At 52.3% G+C, this 18,745-nt stretch carries 13 protein-coding genes; 1 reads left to right on the top strand and 12 read right to left on the bottom strand.

Translation table 11 applies throughout. The features are described 5' to 3' along the window. Positions 1 to 24: 24 nt before the first annotated feature. The 10 genes from rbsD to ACX93W_RS23615 all read right to left on the bottom strand — a co-directional run bounded on the left by rbsD (position 25) and on the right by ACX93W_RS23615 (position 14,304). Positions 25 to 423, bottom strand: coding sequence for a D-ribose pyranase (gene rbsD, locus ACX93W_RS23660; RefSeq protein ID WP_459394851.1), 399 nt, complete (start codon positions 421 to 423; stop codon positions 25 to 27). Between the two features lie 345 nt (positions 424 to 768). Continuing rightward, the gene (rbsK, locus tag ACX93W_RS23655) at positions 769 to 1,674 is read right to left on the bottom strand and encodes a ribokinase (RefSeq protein ID WP_459394850.1); all 906 of its coding nucleotides are present in this window, start codon (positions 1,672 to 1,674) and stop codon (positions 769 to 771) included. Positions 1,675 to 1,864: 190 nt separating this feature from the next. Further along, positions 1,865 to 3,277, bottom strand: a complete 1,413-nt coding sequence (murA, locus tag ACX93W_RS23650) for a UDP-N-acetylglucosamine 1-carboxyvinyltransferase (RefSeq protein WP_459394849.1) — start codon at positions 3,275 to 3,277, stop codon at positions 1,865 to 1,867. 205 nt (positions 3,278 to 3,482) lie between these two features. Further along, on the bottom strand, positions 3,483 to 3,752 hold the full coding sequence (locus ACX93W_RS23645; RefSeq protein WP_459394848.1) for a DUF1146 family protein: 270 nt from the start codon (positions 3,750 to 3,752) through the stop codon (positions 3,483 to 3,485). 22 nt (positions 3,753 to 3,774) lie between these two features. Further along, entirely contained in the window at positions 3,775 to 7,305 is a 3,531-nt protein-coding gene (locus ACX93W_RS23640; protein ID WP_459394847.1) for a S8 family peptidase, read from the bottom strand. 808 nt (positions 7,306 to 8,113) lie between these two features. Then, the gene (locus tag ACX93W_RS23635; RefSeq protein ID WP_459394846.1) at positions 8,114 to 9,085 is read right to left on the bottom strand and encodes a carbohydrate kinase family protein; all 972 of its coding nucleotides are present in this window, start codon (positions 9,083 to 9,085) and stop codon (positions 8,114 to 8,116) included. Between the two features lie 51 nt (positions 9,086 to 9,136). Continuing rightward, positions 9,137 to 9,772 (bottom strand): proton-conducting transporter transmembrane domain-containing protein, encoded by a 636-nt coding sequence (locus ACX93W_RS23630; protein ID WP_459394845.1) that lies wholly within the window; start codon positions 9,770 to 9,772, stop codon positions 9,137 to 9,139. Then, positions 9,769 to 11,394 carry a complex I subunit 4 family protein gene (locus tag ACX93W_RS23625; protein WP_459394844.1) on the bottom strand — a complete coding sequence of 542 codons (1,626 nt, stop codon included), beginning with the start codon at positions 11,392 to 11,394 and terminating at the stop codon, positions 9,769 to 9,771. Before ACX93W_RS23625 ends, ACX93W_RS23630 begins: the two co-directional genes overlap by 4 nt. Continuing rightward, entirely contained in the window at positions 11,391 to 13,253 is a 1,863-nt protein-coding gene (locus tag ACX93W_RS23620) for a proton-conducting transporter transmembrane domain-containing protein (protein WP_459394843.1), read from the bottom strand. The genes ACX93W_RS23625 and ACX93W_RS23620 overlap by 4 nt, the downstream gene beginning before the upstream one ends. A gap of 160 nt (positions 13,254 to 13,413) precedes the next feature. After that, a complete protein-coding gene (locus ACX93W_RS23615; protein WP_459394842.1) occupies positions 13,414 to 14,304 on the bottom strand; it encodes a serine/threonine protein kinase in 891 nt (296 codons plus the stop codon). Between the two features lie 233 nt (positions 14,305 to 14,537). On the opposite strand from ACX93W_RS23615, the gene ACX93W_RS23610 reads away from it, so the two are divergent. Then, positions 14,538 to 15,005, top strand: coding sequence for a hypothetical protein (locus ACX93W_RS23610; RefSeq protein WP_459394841.1), 468 nt, complete (start codon positions 14,538 to 14,540; stop codon positions 15,003 to 15,005). Positions 15,006 to 15,111: 106 nt separating this feature from the next. Here the strand turns inward: ACX93W_RS23610 and ACX93W_RS23605 are convergent, their stop codons facing one another. Then, on the bottom strand, positions 15,112 to 17,334 hold the full coding sequence (locus ACX93W_RS23605; protein ID WP_459394840.1) for a methyl-accepting chemotaxis protein: 2,223 nt from the start codon (positions 17,332 to 17,334) through the stop codon (positions 15,112 to 15,114). Positions 17,335 to 18,338: 1,004 nt separating this feature from the next. Continuing rightward, a complete protein-coding gene (locus ACX93W_RS23600; protein ID WP_068686081.1) occupies positions 18,339 to 18,737 on the bottom strand; it encodes a F0F1 ATP synthase subunit epsilon in 399 nt (132 codons plus the stop codon). Between the last annotated feature and the right edge of the window lie 8 nt (positions 18,738 to 18,745).

The raw sequence follows: 18,745 nt of genomic DNA, 5'->3' as shown, positions 1-18,745 counted from the left end.
CTCCTTTGCCTCTATCTCCGAGGCTTATCCGAATATGACGCCTGCCTTCAGAATAATATTTGCATACGGCGTCGCTTCGCCTGTTCGGATCACCGCTTTGGCTTGTCCCGTCAATTGCTTGAACCTCTCATGACTCACTTCCTGTATCTCCGCATCGTCCAGCAAAGAAGACACTTTCTCCCGGAGCTCGCCGTTACGTTCCGCCATTTCGCTGGCAACGACGGCTTCCTCCACTTCCATATCTGCAAGCACGGCCTCCAGCGTCTCCGCAAAAGAAGGCGTGCCCTGCTTAAGCGCCAGATCGATTCGTTTCACATGATCCGGGATAGGCAATCCGCAGTCGCATATAACAATGCAATCCGTATGTCCCATCCGGGAAAGAATAGTGGATATTTCGCTATTTAGTATGCCTGTTTTTTTCATCCCAATGACCTCTCGTAGCAAAAGTTAACATTCTCGCTGCTCTATCCAATAAATAAACAGCCACAAACTAGGGCGTGTCTGAAAACTCCGCAGGGAGCAGACATTGCCGAATTTTTGTTCCATGCAAGGCGCTTTTTTGAAGGCTTACCGGGGGCAAGTCAAGAAAAAGTAACGTAGCAGGGGGCGAAAAGGCGGTGATAGATGCCCTTGAGCGAGTTTTCAGACACGCCCTAATCAACAACACGACATTTAAAGACTTCCGGCCTGAAGGCCCTGCCAAAAATCACCTTTCCAGCAATGCAGGCCGGTTCGTGAAACGTTCATCCGAGCGCTATTGTTCGGCGGTTACTCCGCCATAAAGGCTTCGACCTCCGAGCGTAAAGGCATTCCGCTTTGCGCGCCCAGCTTTGTTACGGACAAGGCGCTGGCTGCCACGGCAAACATTACCGCCTCACCCAGATCCGCTCCTTCGCTCAGCCTGACGGCAAGCGCTCCATTAAAGGTATCTCCTGCACCCGTCGTATCCACTGCCTCTACCTTGCGGCCCGGGACATGGCCCTGATCCTCATTGCCGGATTTATAATAGGCGCCATTGCTGCCTGCGGTCATGACGAGGAGATGGGGATAATCCGCTACCCGTTGGTTATAGCCTCGACCGCCGCTCACTTCCCCCGTTACGATTGAAAGCTCGTATTCATTGGGCGTAAGCAGATGGATTTTTTCCAAAAGCTCTTTGGATAACCGAGTTGCAGGAGCCGGGTTCAAAATAACGCGAACGTTCAGCTCATGAGCCAGGTGGATCGCTGCCTCCACCGTAGCCAGCGGAATTTCCTGCTGAATCAGAATCATGTCCGAACCTGCGATAACATCCCGTTTTTCCAAAATATCTTCCGGCAGCAAGCAGTGATTGGCGCCGGGAATGACGATAATGCGGTTATCGCTATCGCAAACCGTAATCGCTGCAATGCCTGTCGGCTTATGAGGAACCGTTTTCACATGTTCCATACGGATACCCTCGCGCTCCAGAGCTTCCCTTAACTGCGCAGCCATAGCATCTTCGCCTACGCATCCAATCATCGTCACCTTTGCGCCCAGACGGGCACAGGCTACAGCCTGATTAGCTCCCTTTCCGCCTGTAAAGCTAGAGAAATCGCTTCCAATAACAGTCTCGCCTTGCTCCGGAACCACGGTTGTCTCTGTCACCATATCTATGTTCAAGCTGCCTATCACGGTAATATTCACGTTGGACATCCCGTCACTCCTTACATGAATTCTGTATTGTGTGTAATCGTTTACACATTTATGTAACTCATTTTAGCCTGCAATTCATCCCTTGTCAATAGATTCATCCAGCCAGCAGGATACCAAAAAACACTAACAAAAAAACAGGAGCCTTTGTAGGTTTCCACAAAGTCTCCTGTTTATGTAAGGGATTGGCCGATTAGGCCCAGGTAGGCTGTACCTTCAGAACCGCAACTTCCTTTTCCCTCTTGTATGATGTTCCGGATTCGGCGGCTTTGGAGGCCGCTGCCGTTTGTTGAACAACTGCGACCGGAGCTTGAACCTCCTGAACCTCTTCAACAACTGCATCGCCGTCACCTTCGACACGCCAAATATCGGCTCCCAAGGAAGCAAGCTTGCCTGTGATATCGACATATCCGCGGTCTACGTGGTGAAGCCCCGTAACCTCGGTTTCGCCATCCGCGCGCAAAGCGGCGCAGATCAACGCGGCTCCTGCCCTAAGGTCGGTGGCACATACCTTTGCACCGGTAAGAGGCACGCCGCCCGTTACGATCGCGGAGCGTCCATCCACCTTGATGCTGGCATTCATTTTCTGGAATTCGTCCACATGCATAAACCTATTCTCAAATACCGTTTCCGTTACGACACTTGTTCCTTCCGATGCAAGCAGCAGCGCCATCATTTGAGACTGCATATCCGTCGGAAAGCCGGGATGCGGAAGCGTTTTGACATCGACGGCTTTAAGGCCTCTGTTCGCTGTTACGCGAATACCGTTGTCGCTTTCCACTATTTCCACGCCCATTTCCTGAAGCTTGGAAATAACCGGGGTCAGGTGGTCTGCGATCGCCCCTTCAACAAATACATCGCCGCCCGTAATAGCGGAAGCGATCATATAAGTGCCTGCTTCCACGCGATCGGGAATGACATTATGGCGGGCGCCTTTCAGACGCTCCACGCCTTCGATGCGAATCATCCCGGTTCCCGCGCCGCGGACTTTTCCGCCCATCGCGTTAATATAGTTGGCCAGGTCCACGATTTCCGGCTCGCGTGCCGCATTTTCAATGGTAGTAGTCCCGTTTGCAAGGGCCGCCGCCATCATAATGTTTTCCGTTGCGCCAACGCTTGCCACATCCAGGTAAATCTTTGTTCCCTTCAAGCGACCGCGAACGGACGCTTCAATAAAACCTTGCCCCAATGTAATTTCCGCGCCCATCGCTTCAAATCCCTTGAGATGCTGGTCGATAGGACGAGTTCCGATGGCGCAGCCGCCAGGAAGCGAGATGCGCACCCTGCCGATACGGGCCAACAGAGGACCCATAACGAGGAAAGACGCTCTCATTTTGCGAATCAGCTCATATGGCGCCTCATAAGACGTAATAATCGGCACCGATACGGTCATCGTTTCGTTGTTGTATGTTGTTTGCGCGCCCAATGTCTGAAGCACGCTCTGGATCGTCATAACGTCGTCTAGGAGGGGAACGTCACAGATGACGCTGTCTCCTTCCGTCGCCAATAATGAGGCAGCCAATATAGGGAGCACTGCATTTTTAGCGCCGCTGACGCGAACTGTGCCCGTTAAACGCTGGCCTCCGCGGACGATAATTTTTGTCATCTTTGCGTTCCCTCCGCGATTGCAATTTCTATTTCAAGCTGGATCTAACATTTCATAAAAGTGAACAAGATTTAAATCACTATGGAACAACCACTAACCTTCATCTTAACATCTAATGGCAATAATCGACAAGAGTAAATTATATTCCAATTATTTACCCTAAGCTTGGCTGTATTACTCCCATTGTTGACATGTTTCGCTGTTGTTATTCGACAAAGTTCCTCAGCATGGCCGTGTAGTCCATATATTGCAGAAAAAACTGCGCTATGGCATGGCCGAACACAATCGCAATCAGCACTTGGCACATTCTGGCCCTGGCATTGCGGGGGTGGCGAAATATCGCCTCCCATTTCACTTCTTTAATCAACACCCATGACAGCACGATAGCCAGCAATTCAACAGTGATCGCGAACAGGCCGCTTACACCCTCGAGAGCAAACCAGCCGCCTTCTGCCGCGAACAAAACAACTCCCATTAACGCTCAGGTCCTCCAGTCATTAACCATTTTTATAATAGCGGTACAGCAATACGGAAAATGAAGCTCTGCTTGCCCGGTCCGCAGGCTTAAACAAATTTGGCTGGACGCCGCTGAGCTTGCCGTCGTTTTTCATTGCCCGAAGCATCGGCGCATACCAGTCCGTCGCCGATACGTCGGCAAAAGGACGAGTGCTGGAAATTTGCGGCTTTATCCCTTTGGCTTTGCCGATCATCACGGCCATTTCGGCGCGTGTCACGGGCTGATCCGGCCGGAAGGTGCCGTCCGGGAACCCTGTTACCCAGCCTTGCTGCACACCCTTGCTTATCGCGTCAGCCGCCCAATGGGAGCTTTTGACGTCCTTGAACGCTGCTCGTGACGTCATCCCCGTCGACAACGGCTTAAACGCCTTCGAAATCATGGCAACGGCCTCGGCTCTTGTAATGGTGCGGTCAGGGGCGAAGCGATAGTTGCCGACTCCGTTAATAATACCGTCTTTGGAAAGGGCCGTTATCTCGTCTTTGGCCCAATGGCCGGTAATATCTCTGAATCCTGACTCCAGTTCCTCCACCATAACCTTTAAACGGTAATACTGATCATGAAACACCTTGTCAGCCGTAAGCTTGACATAATAGACACCCGCCTGGAGAACTAACTCCCTGCTCTGAAGCCTGCCGGACGAGCCGGTGGTTGAAGAAACGATCAAGCTCATCCGTTTGTCATAGCCATCCAGCCGAAGCGATACGCTTGTTGGCACATCGGTTACGCTAAGGCTTACCACGCTTTCCTTGGATAGCCGGAACTGGAACCAGTCAATGTCGCTCGTTTTGTCGATGACACCCAAATATTCGCTGCCCGGCCGCATCATAATGGCTTCATAGCTTTTGTCATTGGGTTCGTTCGGGTCGGTCAACTGAGGCTTGAAATCAACCTTTAGCGTGTAGACGCCCGCTACGGGACTGGCATCCAGCGAAATGGCATTATGGACACGAATATAATATTTGCCAGGTGTGACGGATATGACTGGCGTTATTTCGGTGCCGCCCTCTCCCTGATCGTCGTATAGCACGAGCGACTGCCCTTCGCGCTGCAAGGACAATCCTGCATCGATTCTAGCAGTGCTGACGCTCACAGAGAGCTGAAGCTTGCCGGATTGCTTAAAATCCATCACATACCAGTCCCGGTCTGCGGTCTGATGAAAATTCCCCGTTATCGTTGCGCTTTTGGGCTGCAGCACGGCGGCATCGGCCATCCGGTCATTAGGCTCGAAAGCATCGGGAGCAATGCCGAAGGTTGAGGTCAAGCTGTATGCAAGCGGCAAACTTTGATTGGGATTGCCAAAATTCACTTTGATCTGCTGTTTGCCTTTTTTGACATCCAGGGTGATCGACTTGCTGCTTAATCTGGCATCCTCCGACCGCTGCAGCTGACCGCCGGCATAATGCGATAGACGCACAACGGGCATCGCTTGCTTGCCGTCTGGCAAGCCTTCAAACGCAATCGTCAATTTGCCGTCAAAGGGCACATCGACAACAAACCAATCCTCATCCTTGGAAGAGGACAACTCCGCCAAAAGCTGCGTGCCAAGCGGAAATACAGACGCGGTAGATATCGTATTGTTCGGTTCGTAAGCATCGGGCTCCAGCTGTTCCTGTATCGCCTTATCCACCTGGATCAAGCCATAACCCGATTTTTGATCGACACCCGCAGAGCTGGGGCTTTTTGCGGTCTGACGCAGCAAGGCCCTAATTTGCGCCGGCGTAAAATCGGGATTTTTTCCCCAAGCGAGGGCAGCTGCCGCTGCCACTTGAGGCGCCGCCATGGAGGTGCCTTCCTCCTTCTTGTAGCCCCCGCCAAGCGCCGTTGTATACACATTCCATGGTGCGATCAAATCCAGCTCCGGACCTGTATTGGACCGTCCGTCCGGGGCGCCTCCCGGCTTTGCTCCTCCCACCGCAAGCACTGTAGGGTAAGCCGCGGGATATTTGACGGATGCTTTTGTGCCAAGCGAAACACCGTCATTGCCAGAAGATGCTACAAGCAATACCCCTTTATTTTCGGCATATTGAACGATATCCATCATATAGGGCGAATACCGGTAGAGACCAACCGACATGATAATGATTTTGGCGTCTTTGCGGATGGCTTGAAGTATTCCCTCGCCGAGGTCCTTTTCGGTGCCGTCGCCCCATTTGTCCAGCGCTTTGACCGGCATGATTTTGGCCTTCCACAGCACGCCGGAAACTCCGGTTCCATTATTGCCCACAGCCCCGACCACGCCAGCCACGCTGGTTCCATGGCCGTTATCGTCCTGCGCCGATTTTTTGGGATCGATGAGATTAATGCCGGGAACCAGATTGTCGGCCAGGTCGGGATGATTCAAATCCACTCCGGTATCGATTAAAGCTATTGTCAGGTCGGTATTGCCGCTTAAGCTTTCCCAAGCCCTCAAAGCGCCAATTTCTCGCAAATAGGTCTGTTTGGACAGCTCGGGATCATTGGCCTTGCCCGTATTTTGCTCCGGCGGTGCAGCCAAAGCCCCCGAAGGAGATGGCGATTCGCCGGCTGTCTGCACGGACACGCCGCGTTCTCCCGGGCGCGCAGCCCCAGTTGCAGCTGAGAGTGATTCGGACGCTTCCGGCGCAGCTCCCTCCTCCAGATCAGCAGCTTCGGCTGAAGCCGTTGACTCGTTGTCGTTGGCTGAGTCCGCGTCTTCAGTTGAAGCGGTCGGTGCGCCAGCTGGGGAAGCAACTTTGGTTGGAGCAGTCGGCGCGTTTGACGAATCAACCTCTCCATTGGACGACATCGGCTTGGCGGCTTGGTCGGCTGCTTCGGTTGAAGCAGCCGGCGCTTTAGCTGTATCCGCAGGAACTATTGAAGCAGACTCATCTTCGGGAAATGACTCTCTCTCCAAAGCGGAAGCCGTTCCTTGATCATCAGCCAAGCCGCCCGATGAAGGCGCAGGCTGCGAACTCTCGCGTGTCTCCGCCGCTGCCGATGGCGGAGCAGAAAGGATGTGCACCGCATTATTCGGGTGCACATAAGCAACCCCGGCTTCGCCGCGCAGCCCGCTCAGCCAGTCCTCGATGTCCACGCCGTCATCGGCGGGACGCACCAGTTCCACCGCCGCCTCGCTCTGGCGGTGCAGCACCTCGACCCCGCGCAGCGGCCGCGCCTGCTCGGGGTCGGCCCATTTCAGCAGCCAGCTTTGCGGCTGCTGCATTTCGCCCGCGGCGCTCTGCGCGGGCAGTTGCGCTTCGCCCGCGGCGCTCTGCGCGGGCTGCAAAATTGCCGGAGCAGGAGCTCCGGCAGCCTGGACCGCCGGCGCAGGACCGGCGGGCGACAGGCTGCCCAGCGCTATGCTCCACAGCAGCAGCGCAGGCAGCGCGCGCCGAAGGCGGTTGCGCGCCGCCTGCGGCAGGCGGGAAGCGCCCCGAGCCGGTGCCGGGGGCGCAAACGATCGCCGCCTGCGTATGGCGGCGGCATCAATGCCGGACGAAACGTCCGGTTGCATTTTTCTTTTAAACAGCATGCCAAAATTTATCTTCATCATTATTCTGCCTTTTCGAAACGTATTTCATGAGAAAACCTCTATAGGGGGTCTCTCGATGATAGACGACCGCGTCTAAAGGTGGGCTTTTGCACCATTAAGAATTTGATTTTCGTTTGTTCAACGAGAAATCATTTCTCATATGGTAAGTAATTCGATTGACACGAAAGCAAACCCTTCTTTTTTTCATGAAAAAACGCTCATCCGGCAAAAAACGACATTTCACTCCACTTTTTAGTCTTGTGGAAGGAACTCTTCGTTATAAACTTCGATTGTAGTTAAGGATTTGGGACCGTCGGAACCAATTTTCCTCAGCGGGAGGATTTGGTGGTGGTAGATGGATTCCGGCGGGAGTCAGAGCGATTTGTCAAAGAAGCGAGGTTTAAACCATGAGTAATAACGGTTACTTTTTAAAAGAATGGACATCGATAGCTGCCTTTTGCCCGCCTAGCGGTCACCGATGACCGCTAGAACCACAAATGGATGCAATGGCTTCAGCTAACGGTCACCCGTGACCTTTAGAGTCTCAAAAGCCGCGTTTTTGGGATGAATGTAAGCTTTTACGGTCATGGATGACCTTTAAAAGTGAACATTGCATCAAAACAGAGCTTTAACGGTCATGAATGACCATTGCGCGCAGCTAGCAGCCAGCTTTCGGCACTGGCATTCAAAAAGGCGCAGCGTACCGTTTAAAAAGCCGAATTCGGCGTCCGGAACCCCCTTCCCTTGTCCCACAGTGTTTGACCTCAACCAAAATCAAGCGCTAATTGCTGTTTTGATCCTCTTTTGCGTCAACTATTATCCATTGCCGTTACTTTTTTTGCTCCCCCATTAATGCCAGCACTTCCCCTAGCGCGGGCAATGCATCAATAGCGCCGGCCTTTGTTGCGGTTGCCGCCCCCGTCGCATTTGCAAAAGCAAGCCATTCCGCCGCCGTATTCCGATCCAAAACGGACAACCCGGCACCCTCCTGCTGGAGCCTGTATAGCAAACCTCCGATAAAGGAATCCCCCGCTCCCGTCGTATCGGCAACCTCCACCTTAAAGCCGGGAACGGTCACACTGTCTCCCGAACGCGAAAACCAGGTAGCGCCTTCCGCCCCTCGAGTATAGATGATGTGCTTCACATCGCCTTCAAACAAGGACTGTATAGCCTCGGCTTCATCGTTGATACCGGTTATAAAGGCCAACTCTTCATCGCTGATTTTCAGAATGTCCGAAAACGGCAGAAATTCCAGAATAGCAGCACGACATGCTTCTTTGCTTGGCCACAGCGGCAAGCGTACATTGGGATCAAAACTTATGATGCCTCCTTGCTGCTTCATGAGGGAAATCGCCCTTTTGTGAGCATATTTCACGGGGGCCTCTATTAAATCCACGGAGCAAAAATGGAGCACATCGCCTGCGGCAAACCAGTTATCCCCGATATGGGCCTCCGACAGCAGCATATCCGCGCTAGGATTGCGATAAAATGAAAAATCCCGGTTGCCGTCTTCCTTGAGGCTTACAAAAGCCAAGGCTGTGCCCGCTTCCCCGGTTCTGAACACATGCGCCACATCTACATGCGCGCCTTCCAGCGTTTCCACCAGATGATCGCCGAACGCATCTTCTCCCACCATACCGATAAACGCCGAATCTCCGCCAAGCTTGGCTACCGCGCAAGCAACATTGGCAGGAGCTCCGCCAGCCGCTCTGGCAAAACTGCCAACATCCTTGAGTTGTACGCCTTTTGTATCCGGAATAAAATCAATTAGCGCTTCTCCAATCGTAAATACTTTAGCCATCCGTCTTCCCGTCTCCTTCCGTCTTGCCCATGCCTGACCTTCTATCTATCGTTAAAAAAACAGCAAACCCGGGAACAGTCCCAGAACAAGGCTGCCCGCGACGCAGACCCCAACCATTGCACGCTTTGGCCAGGACAGCTTTATGCCTCCGTTGTCCGCCCCGTCATAGCTGCGCATGTACATTTGGACAATAAAGCCAAACAGGGTATAGCAGGATACGGCAGCAGCCAGGAGAAGCGCAGCGCCAACCCAATACAGCCCGTCTGACGCGATCTCCAGCAAAATAAACAGCCGCCCGAAAAAACCGCCCGATACAGGAAGACCTGCCAAAGAAAGCAACAGAGTAGTCATGGCTGCAGCCAGCCAGGGCGAGCGGTAATACATACCGCCAAATCCATTCAACTTGCTATGGCCGGCCCCTCCCCTGATTGCTTCCGTTATGAGCAGCGCCCCTGCAAGCATGAGCACAAAAGCCGCTAAATGCAGCAATAACGCGCCTTGCGCGACAAGTCTCCCGGCACGGAGCGACAACCCTAGCGGCACCAGCAAAAAAGCGGCGTTAACCCCTCCGGCCAAGAGAATCAATGCTCCGGCATGCTCCTGCCGCAACCCCGCTGCTGCGGACCAAATGCCCAGCGCCGCCGCGGCAAGCAGTACAAAAGCTGCAGCCAGCTCCAGCATGTTCATCCCCCCGCCCTCGTTGTCATGATGTGATGCACAAATCCTTCAATGCTGAATTCTGCCGTTCCCGTCAAAACAGTTGGAAAACAGCCCAATACAATAATAAAGGCAAGCAGCACGATCATCGGCAGAGCTTCGGTGAATCTCGCATCGCGCTTGACCGCTAACTCTTCCTTTACCCCGCCGAATAAAACGGGCAATACCCCGCGCAGCACATAAGCCGCCGTCAGCGCCAAGCCGATAACCGCGCCAAACGCCATCCACCGGTAGCTTTGGAACGCACCCAGCAGGGAAAGAAAGCTTCCTAGAAAACCGGACATTCCCGGTAATCCAAGCAAGGCCAAACTTCCCGCCTGCAACATTCCGCCAGCAAACGGCATGGGCTTCAACAGGCCGCCAAAACTGCTGATCTCCGTCGTCCCGGTTCGTTCCTGCAGGCTTCCTGCAACCAGGAACAACAAGGCAAAAATTAATCCGTGAGAAAGCATCTGCATGACAGCCCCTTGCAGGCCGAGTTCATTAAAAGCCGCAATACCTATCAATACCATGCCCATCTGACTGAAAGCCGCATAACCCAGCATACTCTTCAAATCGGTTTGCCTCCAAGCTAATACAGCTCCGTACAATAATTGGCACAACCCCAGCAGAGCAATTGCTCCAGCCGCTTGGGCAGCCTGCACGGGAAACAGAAACAATCCATATCTCAGCAAACCATATACGCCAACTTTCAGCATAACCCCACAATGGAGCAAAGCAACAGCTGTTGGCGCCTCCTGATAAAGCTTGATGCACCAGGCATGAATCGGGAGCACGGCCGATTTAATAGCAAAACCCGCCAGCAGCAGCAAAAAAATACCCCATTGCGTTGCCTCTCCCATAGATGCAGGGCGCCATTCTCCGCCCCCGTTAGGCCACAGCTTGTTCCACATGCCCGGTTCCGCCAGATTGGCCGCAATATCCCGATACAAGGAGCTGTAATGTCCAATGAGCATATCCCCTTCTTCCAGACGGAAACCTGCCCCGGCAACAAGCGCGGTTATTCCAAGCAGCAGCAGAGCGGAGCCCACGCCGTTGACGGCCAAAAAAAGCTTGGCCGTTTTTTCTCTGTAACTGCCGCCCCAAATTCCGATCAACAGAAATATCGCAATAACCGACACTTCCAGAAAAATAAAGAACAATAGGACATCACGCGCCAAAAATAGTCCGAGCAAACCTGTCTCCAGCAGCAAAAGCCAAGCCATAAACGACCGTTGCCGCTTCTTGACATATACGGATGCCATCAATGCTATGACCCCTAGAATGGTTGTCAGCAACAGCAGCGGCAGCGATAAGCCGTCAATTCCCAGCGCATAAGATAGGGAGACCTGCAGCTTCCCCGGCAGCCCTTCTGGCGTATGCAGCGCCATATCGCTCCATTGCAGAACTTCATCATACGAGGCCGACGCGTGCCCTTTTCCAAAGTCCGCATATAGCCATAACGACATAGCCATAGGCAGCAGCGACGCAATAATGGCCACACGATAAAACCATTGGATTTTGTGCGACGGAAGCAGGAGCAAGGCCAAAATACCCGCTGTCGGCGACCACAACACCAGCGATAATATAGGCAGGCTATGAAGAAGGCTCATACCAGCAGCTCCCTTCCTGCGGCGGCAATTAGCACTAGAATCAACAGCGCCAGCGCAATCCAGCTATATTTTCTTTTTCCAGGCTTATTCGCAGCTTTCACAAGCCGCCCCGACAACTTTGCGCCGGATGCAAACAAACTTGCCGTCCCGCCAATAATTACGTTCTCAACCCCAAGGAATACCGATCTAAAGACCGTTAATAGGCCATATGGCAGCGCAGTAATCATTTTATCCAGCCAAGCTTCAATCACAAGCAGGATCCCCGTAAAGCTATGACTCCGCGATCCTTCATTTCCTTGCAATGTCTGTTTGTTATCACTTGCTGTGCGCTTGGCGACCTGACGGCGCCATGCAGCATAACAACCCGCCAAAGCAACAATAGGGGTGAAGGCAGACAAAGCCCAGTTTGCAGGCTGCAGGGAAGTCCCCGGCGTTAACCAGGCAGACGCGCCTTCCCGCCAGCTTACGGCGGTTAGGCCTAACACAACTATCAACCCCAGAAGAATGGCCACAGGCAGCTTATTCAGAAGTGAAGAGATGGACATCTTTGATTTCAAATCGTTTGGCGTTTCTTCTTTGGAGACAGCAAAACCGCCCAGCAGCGTGGAGGTTACGGCAAAGGCCAGCCCAAAGCCGGAAACTAGCAGACCCGCCGCGAGCAGCGGGCTTAACTCCAGTGCAGTCGAAAAAACGGCACCCCTTGTTTGATAACCAGCAACGGGCAGCAAGCCTGATATCCCCGCTCCGCCGATGGCTGTCCCCAACCATGCCATTACGCCGGATCGAGGCCCGCCGCTTAACGCAAAAACAAGCAAGCCGCTATAGATCATAAAAAATAACAAAGCCAAGTTGCCCTCTGCCCGCAGTCCCATGCCAAACATGCTAAACAAAAAGCCGCCCTGGCTAATAAATAAATAACCCAACATGGCGCGGCTATCGCTTTGGGCAAGGGCAAACAAGGCTGCAACCGCAGCAGTTGCCGCCCCCGCCCACGTCAGCAAATCCATAGCAGCGGGGGAAGCCTGAAACAGATCATAGGTCCGGGCTACCATAAAAACGCTTGCCGTACCCATCAGACCAAGCCCCAGAACAGACACTGTCGGAGCCTGGCTACGAAGTATATTCGGCAGCCAGCCATGAAGCGGAAACTGCGCGGCTTGACCGGCAGCTCCCAAGAACAACAGCATTGCGCTAGCCGTTGCAATACCTGTTGCCGCCAAGCCGCTGCGCCCCTCAAACACGCTTTCCAGCGTGGCGAAATCCAGACCATGATCGGGCATATACCAAAACAGCAGCAGCAGCGCAGCAATAAAGCCGGCGTTCCCGATAATGATGGATAGAAATGACTTGAACAGAGCTTCCTTCATTCCGTTTTGCCAATAGCGAAGACCCGCCATTAGAAGCGCGCTTGTCCCGGCGATTTGCCACAGGACAAAAAATGTCAGCAGATTGTCGCTTATCGCAAGTCCTGATAATGCAAAACCAAACAAGGACAAATAGCTATGCCAGGCGCCCTGTTCACCATCCTGTTTCGACTTGCTTGCCGTCCAAACCCCGGCCAGCGCAATGAAAAGCGTGAAGACGCAAAGCGCAACCGCATTAAAGCCCGTCACCTCAAAACCCATCCGCAAGCGATATGTATTCATCGTCATCCACTCAAAGCTGTACGTATAGTCCATGGCTCCGCTCGAGGTTCGTTCCAGCAGCACCAGCACGGACAAAATAAAGGCCGATATATAGGCTGCAATTGCGATCAGCGAAGCCATTTGCCTATAACTTCTGCCCGTCGCGGTCTGCAGCAGAAAAGCGGCAAACGGAAGCAGCGGAACGATCCAGGCTGCTTTTGCATACATTTCCATGTCCGCCTCTCCTCTCTTCCAAAGGTGCACAAATATAAAAGGGCCGAGCAATTTTTCAGTCGCAGCGGCCCAGAATTATGACAATAACAGGGTCCTTTTTCCCCTCTACAATTATAGCAAAAGCTCCAACAGCCGTCTATGTTGTCATAGATTGCCGCCCTCAGACATCCTTTTGGGCCGGAAGATCATTTTGGGCAAGAAGCGCTATTAGACTGTTCAATTCTTGGCGGCATTGCTCCGTGGTTTGCCAAGCTGTATCATCATTCAGTAATTTGCCCACAAAAGCGCGAACGGGCTCAGGAAGCTTCAATTCGTCTTCCCAGGAGCCTTCCGCTTGACCTTCAGGATGTTCGTAATCCGCGTACATCATAAACAGATACAAATGGCCAAGCCCAAACCAATCGCTAGATGGCTCCGGTTTTCTCATCCGCTGTTTTATAGCGCCCATTCCATCCGGAAGTCCCTCGTCCATTTCGCCAAGCGAGAGGCGAAGCTGCTTCGGAAGCCTCTCTCCGAGTCTGCAAGCCAGTCCAAAATCAACAAGCTTGGGCACTCCATCCTCCAGCAATACATTGGGAATCCGCACATCGCGGTGTACCAGCCCTTTTGCATGCAAATAGATAATAGGCGATAGAAGCTCCTCAAGCAGCTTCAAGCCCTCCAGCCAGGTAAAACGGCGCCCCTGCTCATGCAGCGCAAACTCCAGATTATGACCGTGCACCATTTCCATAATCAAGGCCTCGTCGTTCCCCCGCTTGCTGTAACCAAGCCATGCCGGAATTTGGCGATGGGACAAAACCTGCATCATTTCGCTTTCTCGCCTCAGCAGCTGCCGTCCCAAATCGCCTTTGCTTGGCTTATTGCGCTTAAGCAAAACCATGCCGCCATCGACGAGATCGGAGCACAGATAGGCTTGCCCATAACTACCCATGCCAAGGAAACGTTCCACCTTGTAGCGTTTATTCCATATCCGTCCCGGCTGCCAAGGATAATCCTTCCAGTCATTTCTGATCTGGTTCCATTTTAAAATCCATCTTCTCCACATCGCCATTAAATCCCCCGCAACTGTTTTGAAACTTGATAAACGGGTTACCGTATACACATACAACACACGAATCCAATTTGTTTGGTTCGACAAGCCTGGAAACTTATAAATTCTTATCTGGTTAAATAAACGCTATGACTGCAACCTGTTTAGCTAACCCGTCTCTTACTGAACATCCCTTAAAGGAGGAACTGAAATGCTTAAACGGATTTTTTATTCACTCACCGGTCACAGGAGACATGGCTATCATCATTATAGCAGCAGCGATTTCAAAAAAGGATATTATCCCCCGCCGCATTATCCGGCGCCAGGGCCATATCCGCACGGGGGGCATCACCCTCATCACGGACAACCGCCAATGCACGGGGGACACGCGCCTTATCCGGGGCAGCACCCGCAGGGACAACATTCGCCTTATCACGGACAGCATCCGCAGCATGGGCAACACCCACATTATACCGGGCACCATCCACAGCACAGTCAACAACCGACTTATCCCGGACAACCGCCGCATCACGGCCAGCATCCGCCTTATCACGGGCAACACCCGCATCAGCCGTACCCGGGGCAACCGCCTTATCCGGGTCAACATGCGCCTTATCATTCGCCGCGTTACAACCATCATTTCGGACACGGGTATTACAAGAAAAAATGGAAGTATAGCAGCTCGTAGAAATACAATCGGATCAACTCGACAAATGGTTTAGGCCGAGATCTTCCCCATAAGGAAGATCTCGGCCTTTTGCCTGTTCGTTGCCTTCCGCATCCATTTAGATTGCATGCTGGGGCCACAAATAACGATCTAGTAATCGTTTACCGGAAGCGGTTTTTGGTAAGTTGGAATTGCCCCACCAACCGTTGAAGCTGTCTGGTTACGGATTCTACACTTTGGGAAGTTTGCTGGACATTGCTCATTTCCGCCGTCAATTCCGTTACTTTACCCTCAACGCCGGCTGATACTTCCCGGTTCTCCCGGCTTACAAGAGCAATATTTTCAAGAAGGCCTACAACTTCGTTTACCGCCTCCGATTTTCGCTGATCGGCGCTGCCGGCTTCGGCCAGTGTATTCATCGCGGCTGCTACAAGCTGGCTGCCTTCCTCTACCACCCTCGTTCCTTCTTCCATGGATGCAAATGCTTTTTGCGCCTCCGTATAAATGTTTTCCGTGATGGCATGCACTTCTTCCGTGGATTCTTTGGTTGAGTTGGCCAATTTGCGAATTTCATTGGCGACAACGGCAAAACCTTTCCCTTGTTCCCCAACCCTTGCCGCCTCGATCGACGCATTTAACGCAAGCAAATTGGTTTGTGCGGAAATCTGCTGGATGACTCCCAGCACGCTTTGGATCTGCTGCACGGTTTCCATAAAGGTATGTACGGTAGCGTTGGTTTCTCCGACCTTTTGGGAGATTTGATGCATTTTATCCCCGATTCGGTCCACTTCGGATTGCGCGACGCCAATTTGGGCTGCGGCTTGCTCCTCAAGCCCAAGCAAGGTGTGGCGCATGGCATCCGCCGCTTCCTTGGCCGTCTCTATATCCTGCAGCTGAAGCCGTATGCTGCCAATCATATCCGTAATGCGGCGATTGACTTCACCCGTGGAGCCTACCGTATTGGCTGCGGATTCTGCCAGCGCTACCTGGCTTGCGGAGACATCGGAGGTTGCCAGCTTCACTTGCAGCATGATCCCTTCCAGCGAGTCCATCATATTGTTCATCCACTTGGCAATATCTTTTAGCTCGTCGTTGTCGAAGTGCTGGAGCGGCAGACGTTGCGTCAAATCGCCTTTCCCTTCCGCATTCATCCGTATAAAGCGGGTCAAGGAACGGATGTGCCGAACAAGACGCGTATCCTCCTTGCGTTTGAACGGGCCGGCCCCGGCCAGGCCGATCAGCAATACCAGCAAACCTCCGGCTCCGCCTAATTGCCATGGCGATAAGCGATCTCCTGCGAAGCCGACAAAAAGGATAACGGCAACGGCAGGCAGCCAAATTTGCAGAAGGTTGAGCTTGCGCTGGCGCCAGCCGATGCTCCTGAGACGGTAAACCTCCTCCAGATCCCCTTCGCACATCATGCCCCATTTGTCAGGACAATGCGGCAGCTGGAAGGTCACGCCTTTCCCAATTACGGGAATATGCCTGTAATCGGAGTAGCCGGGGAACTCCACATCCAGATTGCTGCCGTTTGCGATCGTTTTGGCAACGCCGGGATGCAGCTCTCCGGTTGCCGGATCAGTAAAGAGCAGTTCAAGCTCAGTATGTTCGTTGACAGATACAATACCCCATTCTGTCGTTACTCCATCCTTCAAATTTTCGCCGTGCGTAAAAGTCCGATCCTCAAACCGGCTCCGCGACAAAGCCGTACCCGGCTTTATGCCCCGGTCGAGTCCCGGCTTCGCCATAAAAACATAATTGTCTCCCGAATCAGGATAAATATGGCCTGACTCCCGCTGAATCAAGTCTCCAATGACATCATTGGGGATACGCCCGCAGAGAATGCCGGCAGATTTGTTTTGCACAGTAATGGAATACATAAAGGTTAGTGTCATCGCATCGTGGAAGGAGGAGCTTCTGGGTCCTATAGTGAGGGTCATGGGGTCTGAATAAGGGCCGTACAAGCAGTGTTGTGCCGACTCCGACGATATGTATTGCAAGCCTGGGGCCAAGGGACTGCCTTTGCTGTAAGTGGTGCCAATATGCGAAACGAAGGTGGAGGCCAGCACGGTACCCGAGGTGTCGATAAAAAATAATTCTGTAACATCAGCAGCCCGAGAGTAGGTCATATTCATCAGGTCTGTGATCCTGTCCAAGCACTCGGCATCTTGTTTGCCTTCGACTGATAAAGGCATATCTTCCTGAATCCTTTTACCCAGGCGTTCAATCAATAACCATTGATTGGATGCCCAACTCATCAGAAGTTCTTTGCGTGTATCCGCGAACCCTTCAAAGGTTTGCTCGACATCGACCTTCAAATCTTTGTTTAATTGCCAAGACATCCATAATGGAAACCCCGTTTTAAAGCCCAGCCAATCAAACATGACGCTCCCCTCCATCTCTGCAATCTATACAAGCTCGACAGAGCTTATATATTTTCTATGTCAACTATCTTAACATAAACCCTTGTCCTTTTGTGACGATTTTAAAATTTATTTGTCGAATTTTATATGAACAATATATATAAGCCTAAAGTCCTGATGCTTTTTTTTGCACAGAATAGAAATTAGCGCTGTCCTGATGCTTTTTTTTTGCCCAGAATAGAAATTAGTGTGCTTTTCTTCAATTGAGGTCAAACGCTGTAGGACAAGGGGTTTTCGATTACCGAATTCGGCTTGTTAACGGTGTGCGGCGTCTTTGTGGGGTTGTCGGGTTGTCGGGTTGTCGGGTTGTCGGGTTGTCGGGTTGTCGGGTTGTCGGGTTGTCGGGTTGTCGGGTTGTGGGGTTGTGGGGTTGTGGGGTTGTGGGGTACCAGGGCCGGAAGCTAGTTGTACGTTATAGATATCCTGTACTTTACGGTCATCCTGAACGTTACGGACATCCGTGACCGTTAAAGCCTTGTTTTGGTGCAATCTCCATGTTTAAAGGTCATCCATGACCGTAAAAGCTTGCATTCATCCCCAAAACGCGGCTTTTGAACGTTTAAAGGACACGAGTGACCGTTAGCTGAAGCCAATGCATCCATTTGGGGTTCTAGCAGCCATCGGTGACCGTTAGCTGAAGCCAATGCATCCATTTGGGGTTCTAGCGGCCATCGGTGACCGTTAGCTGAAGCTAATGCATCCATTTGGGGTTCTAGCGGCCATCGGTGACCGTTAGCTGAAGCCAATGCATCCATTTGGGGTTCTAGCAGCCATCGGTGACCGTTAGGTCGGCAAAAGGCAGCAGTCCTTGTCCATTTTGAAAAAAAGGGTATCGTCTTCCGCGTTTAACACTCTTGCTCAGTATAATCAAGCGCTGATGATAAGGTTGAGTTGCTTGTTACATACAAAAAAAACCTGCAATATCCGTTTGGACATCACAGGTTTTTTCAGGTTTTACGCCTTTATCATTTGCCCCGCACATGAAGGCGGTTCATTGCGCGCTGCAGAGCCATCTCCGCACGCCGGAAGTCTACCTCGTCGCGCCTAGCAGCCAGACGCTGCTCCGCGCGCTGCTTGGCAGCTTCAGCACGTTCGATATTAATATCTCTTGCAAGTTCTGCGCTTTCCGCAAGAATAATAATTTTATCCTTGCGAACTTCCACAAAACCGCCGTTTACAGCGACGATATCTACAGTGCCATTACGCTTGATCGTTACGGGAGCGATGCGAAGCGGAGTAACAAGCGGAATATGGTTTGGCAAAATGCCAAGCTCGCCTTCCACGCCTGTAACCACGACCATGTTCGCCGTCTCTTCGTAGACTTTGCGCTCAGGCGTTACGATTTCTACCAAAAAGGTACTCATGTGGATTC

This window comes from Paenibacillus sp. CAU 1782, from assembly GCF_054551715.1.
The sequence above is the reverse complement of the archived record's forward strand: the minus strand, read 5'-3'. Positions and strand labels throughout refer to the sequence as shown.

What these genes read in the sequence shown, in the direction of transcription:
- rbsD (WP_459394851.1), bottom strand. Translation starts at nt 423, where the DNA reads ATGAAAAAAACAGGCATACTAAATAGCGAAATATCCACTATTCTTTCC.
- rbsK (WP_459394850.1), bottom strand. Translation starts at nt 1,674, where the DNA reads ATGTCCAACGTGAATATTACCGTGATAGGCAGCTTGAACATAGATATG.
- murA (WP_459394849.1), bottom strand. Translation starts at nt 3,277, where the DNA reads ATGACAAAAATTATCGTCCGCGGAGGCCAGCGTTTAACGGGCACAGTT.
- ACX93W_RS23645 (WP_459394848.1), bottom strand. Translation starts at nt 3,752, where the DNA reads ATGGGAGTTGTTTTGTTCGCGGCAGAAGGCGGCTGGTTTGCTCTCGAG.
- ACX93W_RS23640 (WP_459394847.1), bottom strand. Translation starts at nt 7,305, where the DNA reads ATGATGAAGATAAATTTTGGCATGCTGTTTAAAAGAAAAATGCAACCG.
- ACX93W_RS23635 (WP_459394846.1), bottom strand. Translation starts at nt 9,085, where the DNA reads ATGGCTAAAGTATTTACGATTGGAGAAGCGCTAATTGATTTTATTCCG.
- ACX93W_RS23630 (WP_459394845.1), bottom strand. Translation starts at nt 9,772, where the DNA reads ATGAACATGCTGGAGCTGGCTGCAGCTTTTGTACTGCTTGCCGCGGCG.
- ACX93W_RS23625 (WP_459394844.1), bottom strand. Translation starts at nt 11,394, where the DNA reads ATGAGCCTTCTTCATAGCCTGCCTATATTATCGCTGGTGTTGTGGTCG.
- ACX93W_RS23620 (WP_459394843.1), bottom strand. Translation starts at nt 13,253, where the DNA reads ATGGAAATGTATGCAAAAGCAGCCTGGATCGTTCCGCTGCTTCCGTTT.
- ACX93W_RS23615 (WP_459394842.1), bottom strand. Translation starts at nt 14,304, where the DNA reads ATGGCGATGTGGAGAAGATGGATTTTAAAATGGAACCAGATCAGAAAT.
- ACX93W_RS23610 (WP_459394841.1), top strand. Translation starts at nt 14,538, where the DNA reads ATGGCTATCATCATTATAGCAGCAGCGATTTCAAAAAAGGATATTATC.
- ACX93W_RS23605 (WP_459394840.1), bottom strand. Translation starts at nt 17,334, where the DNA reads ATGTTTGATTGGCTGGGCTTTAAAACGGGGTTTCCATTATGGATGTCT.
- ACX93W_RS23600 (WP_068686081.1), bottom strand. Translation starts at nt 18,737, where the DNA reads ATGAGTACCTTTTTGGTAGAAATCGTAACGCCTGAGCGCAAAGTCTAC.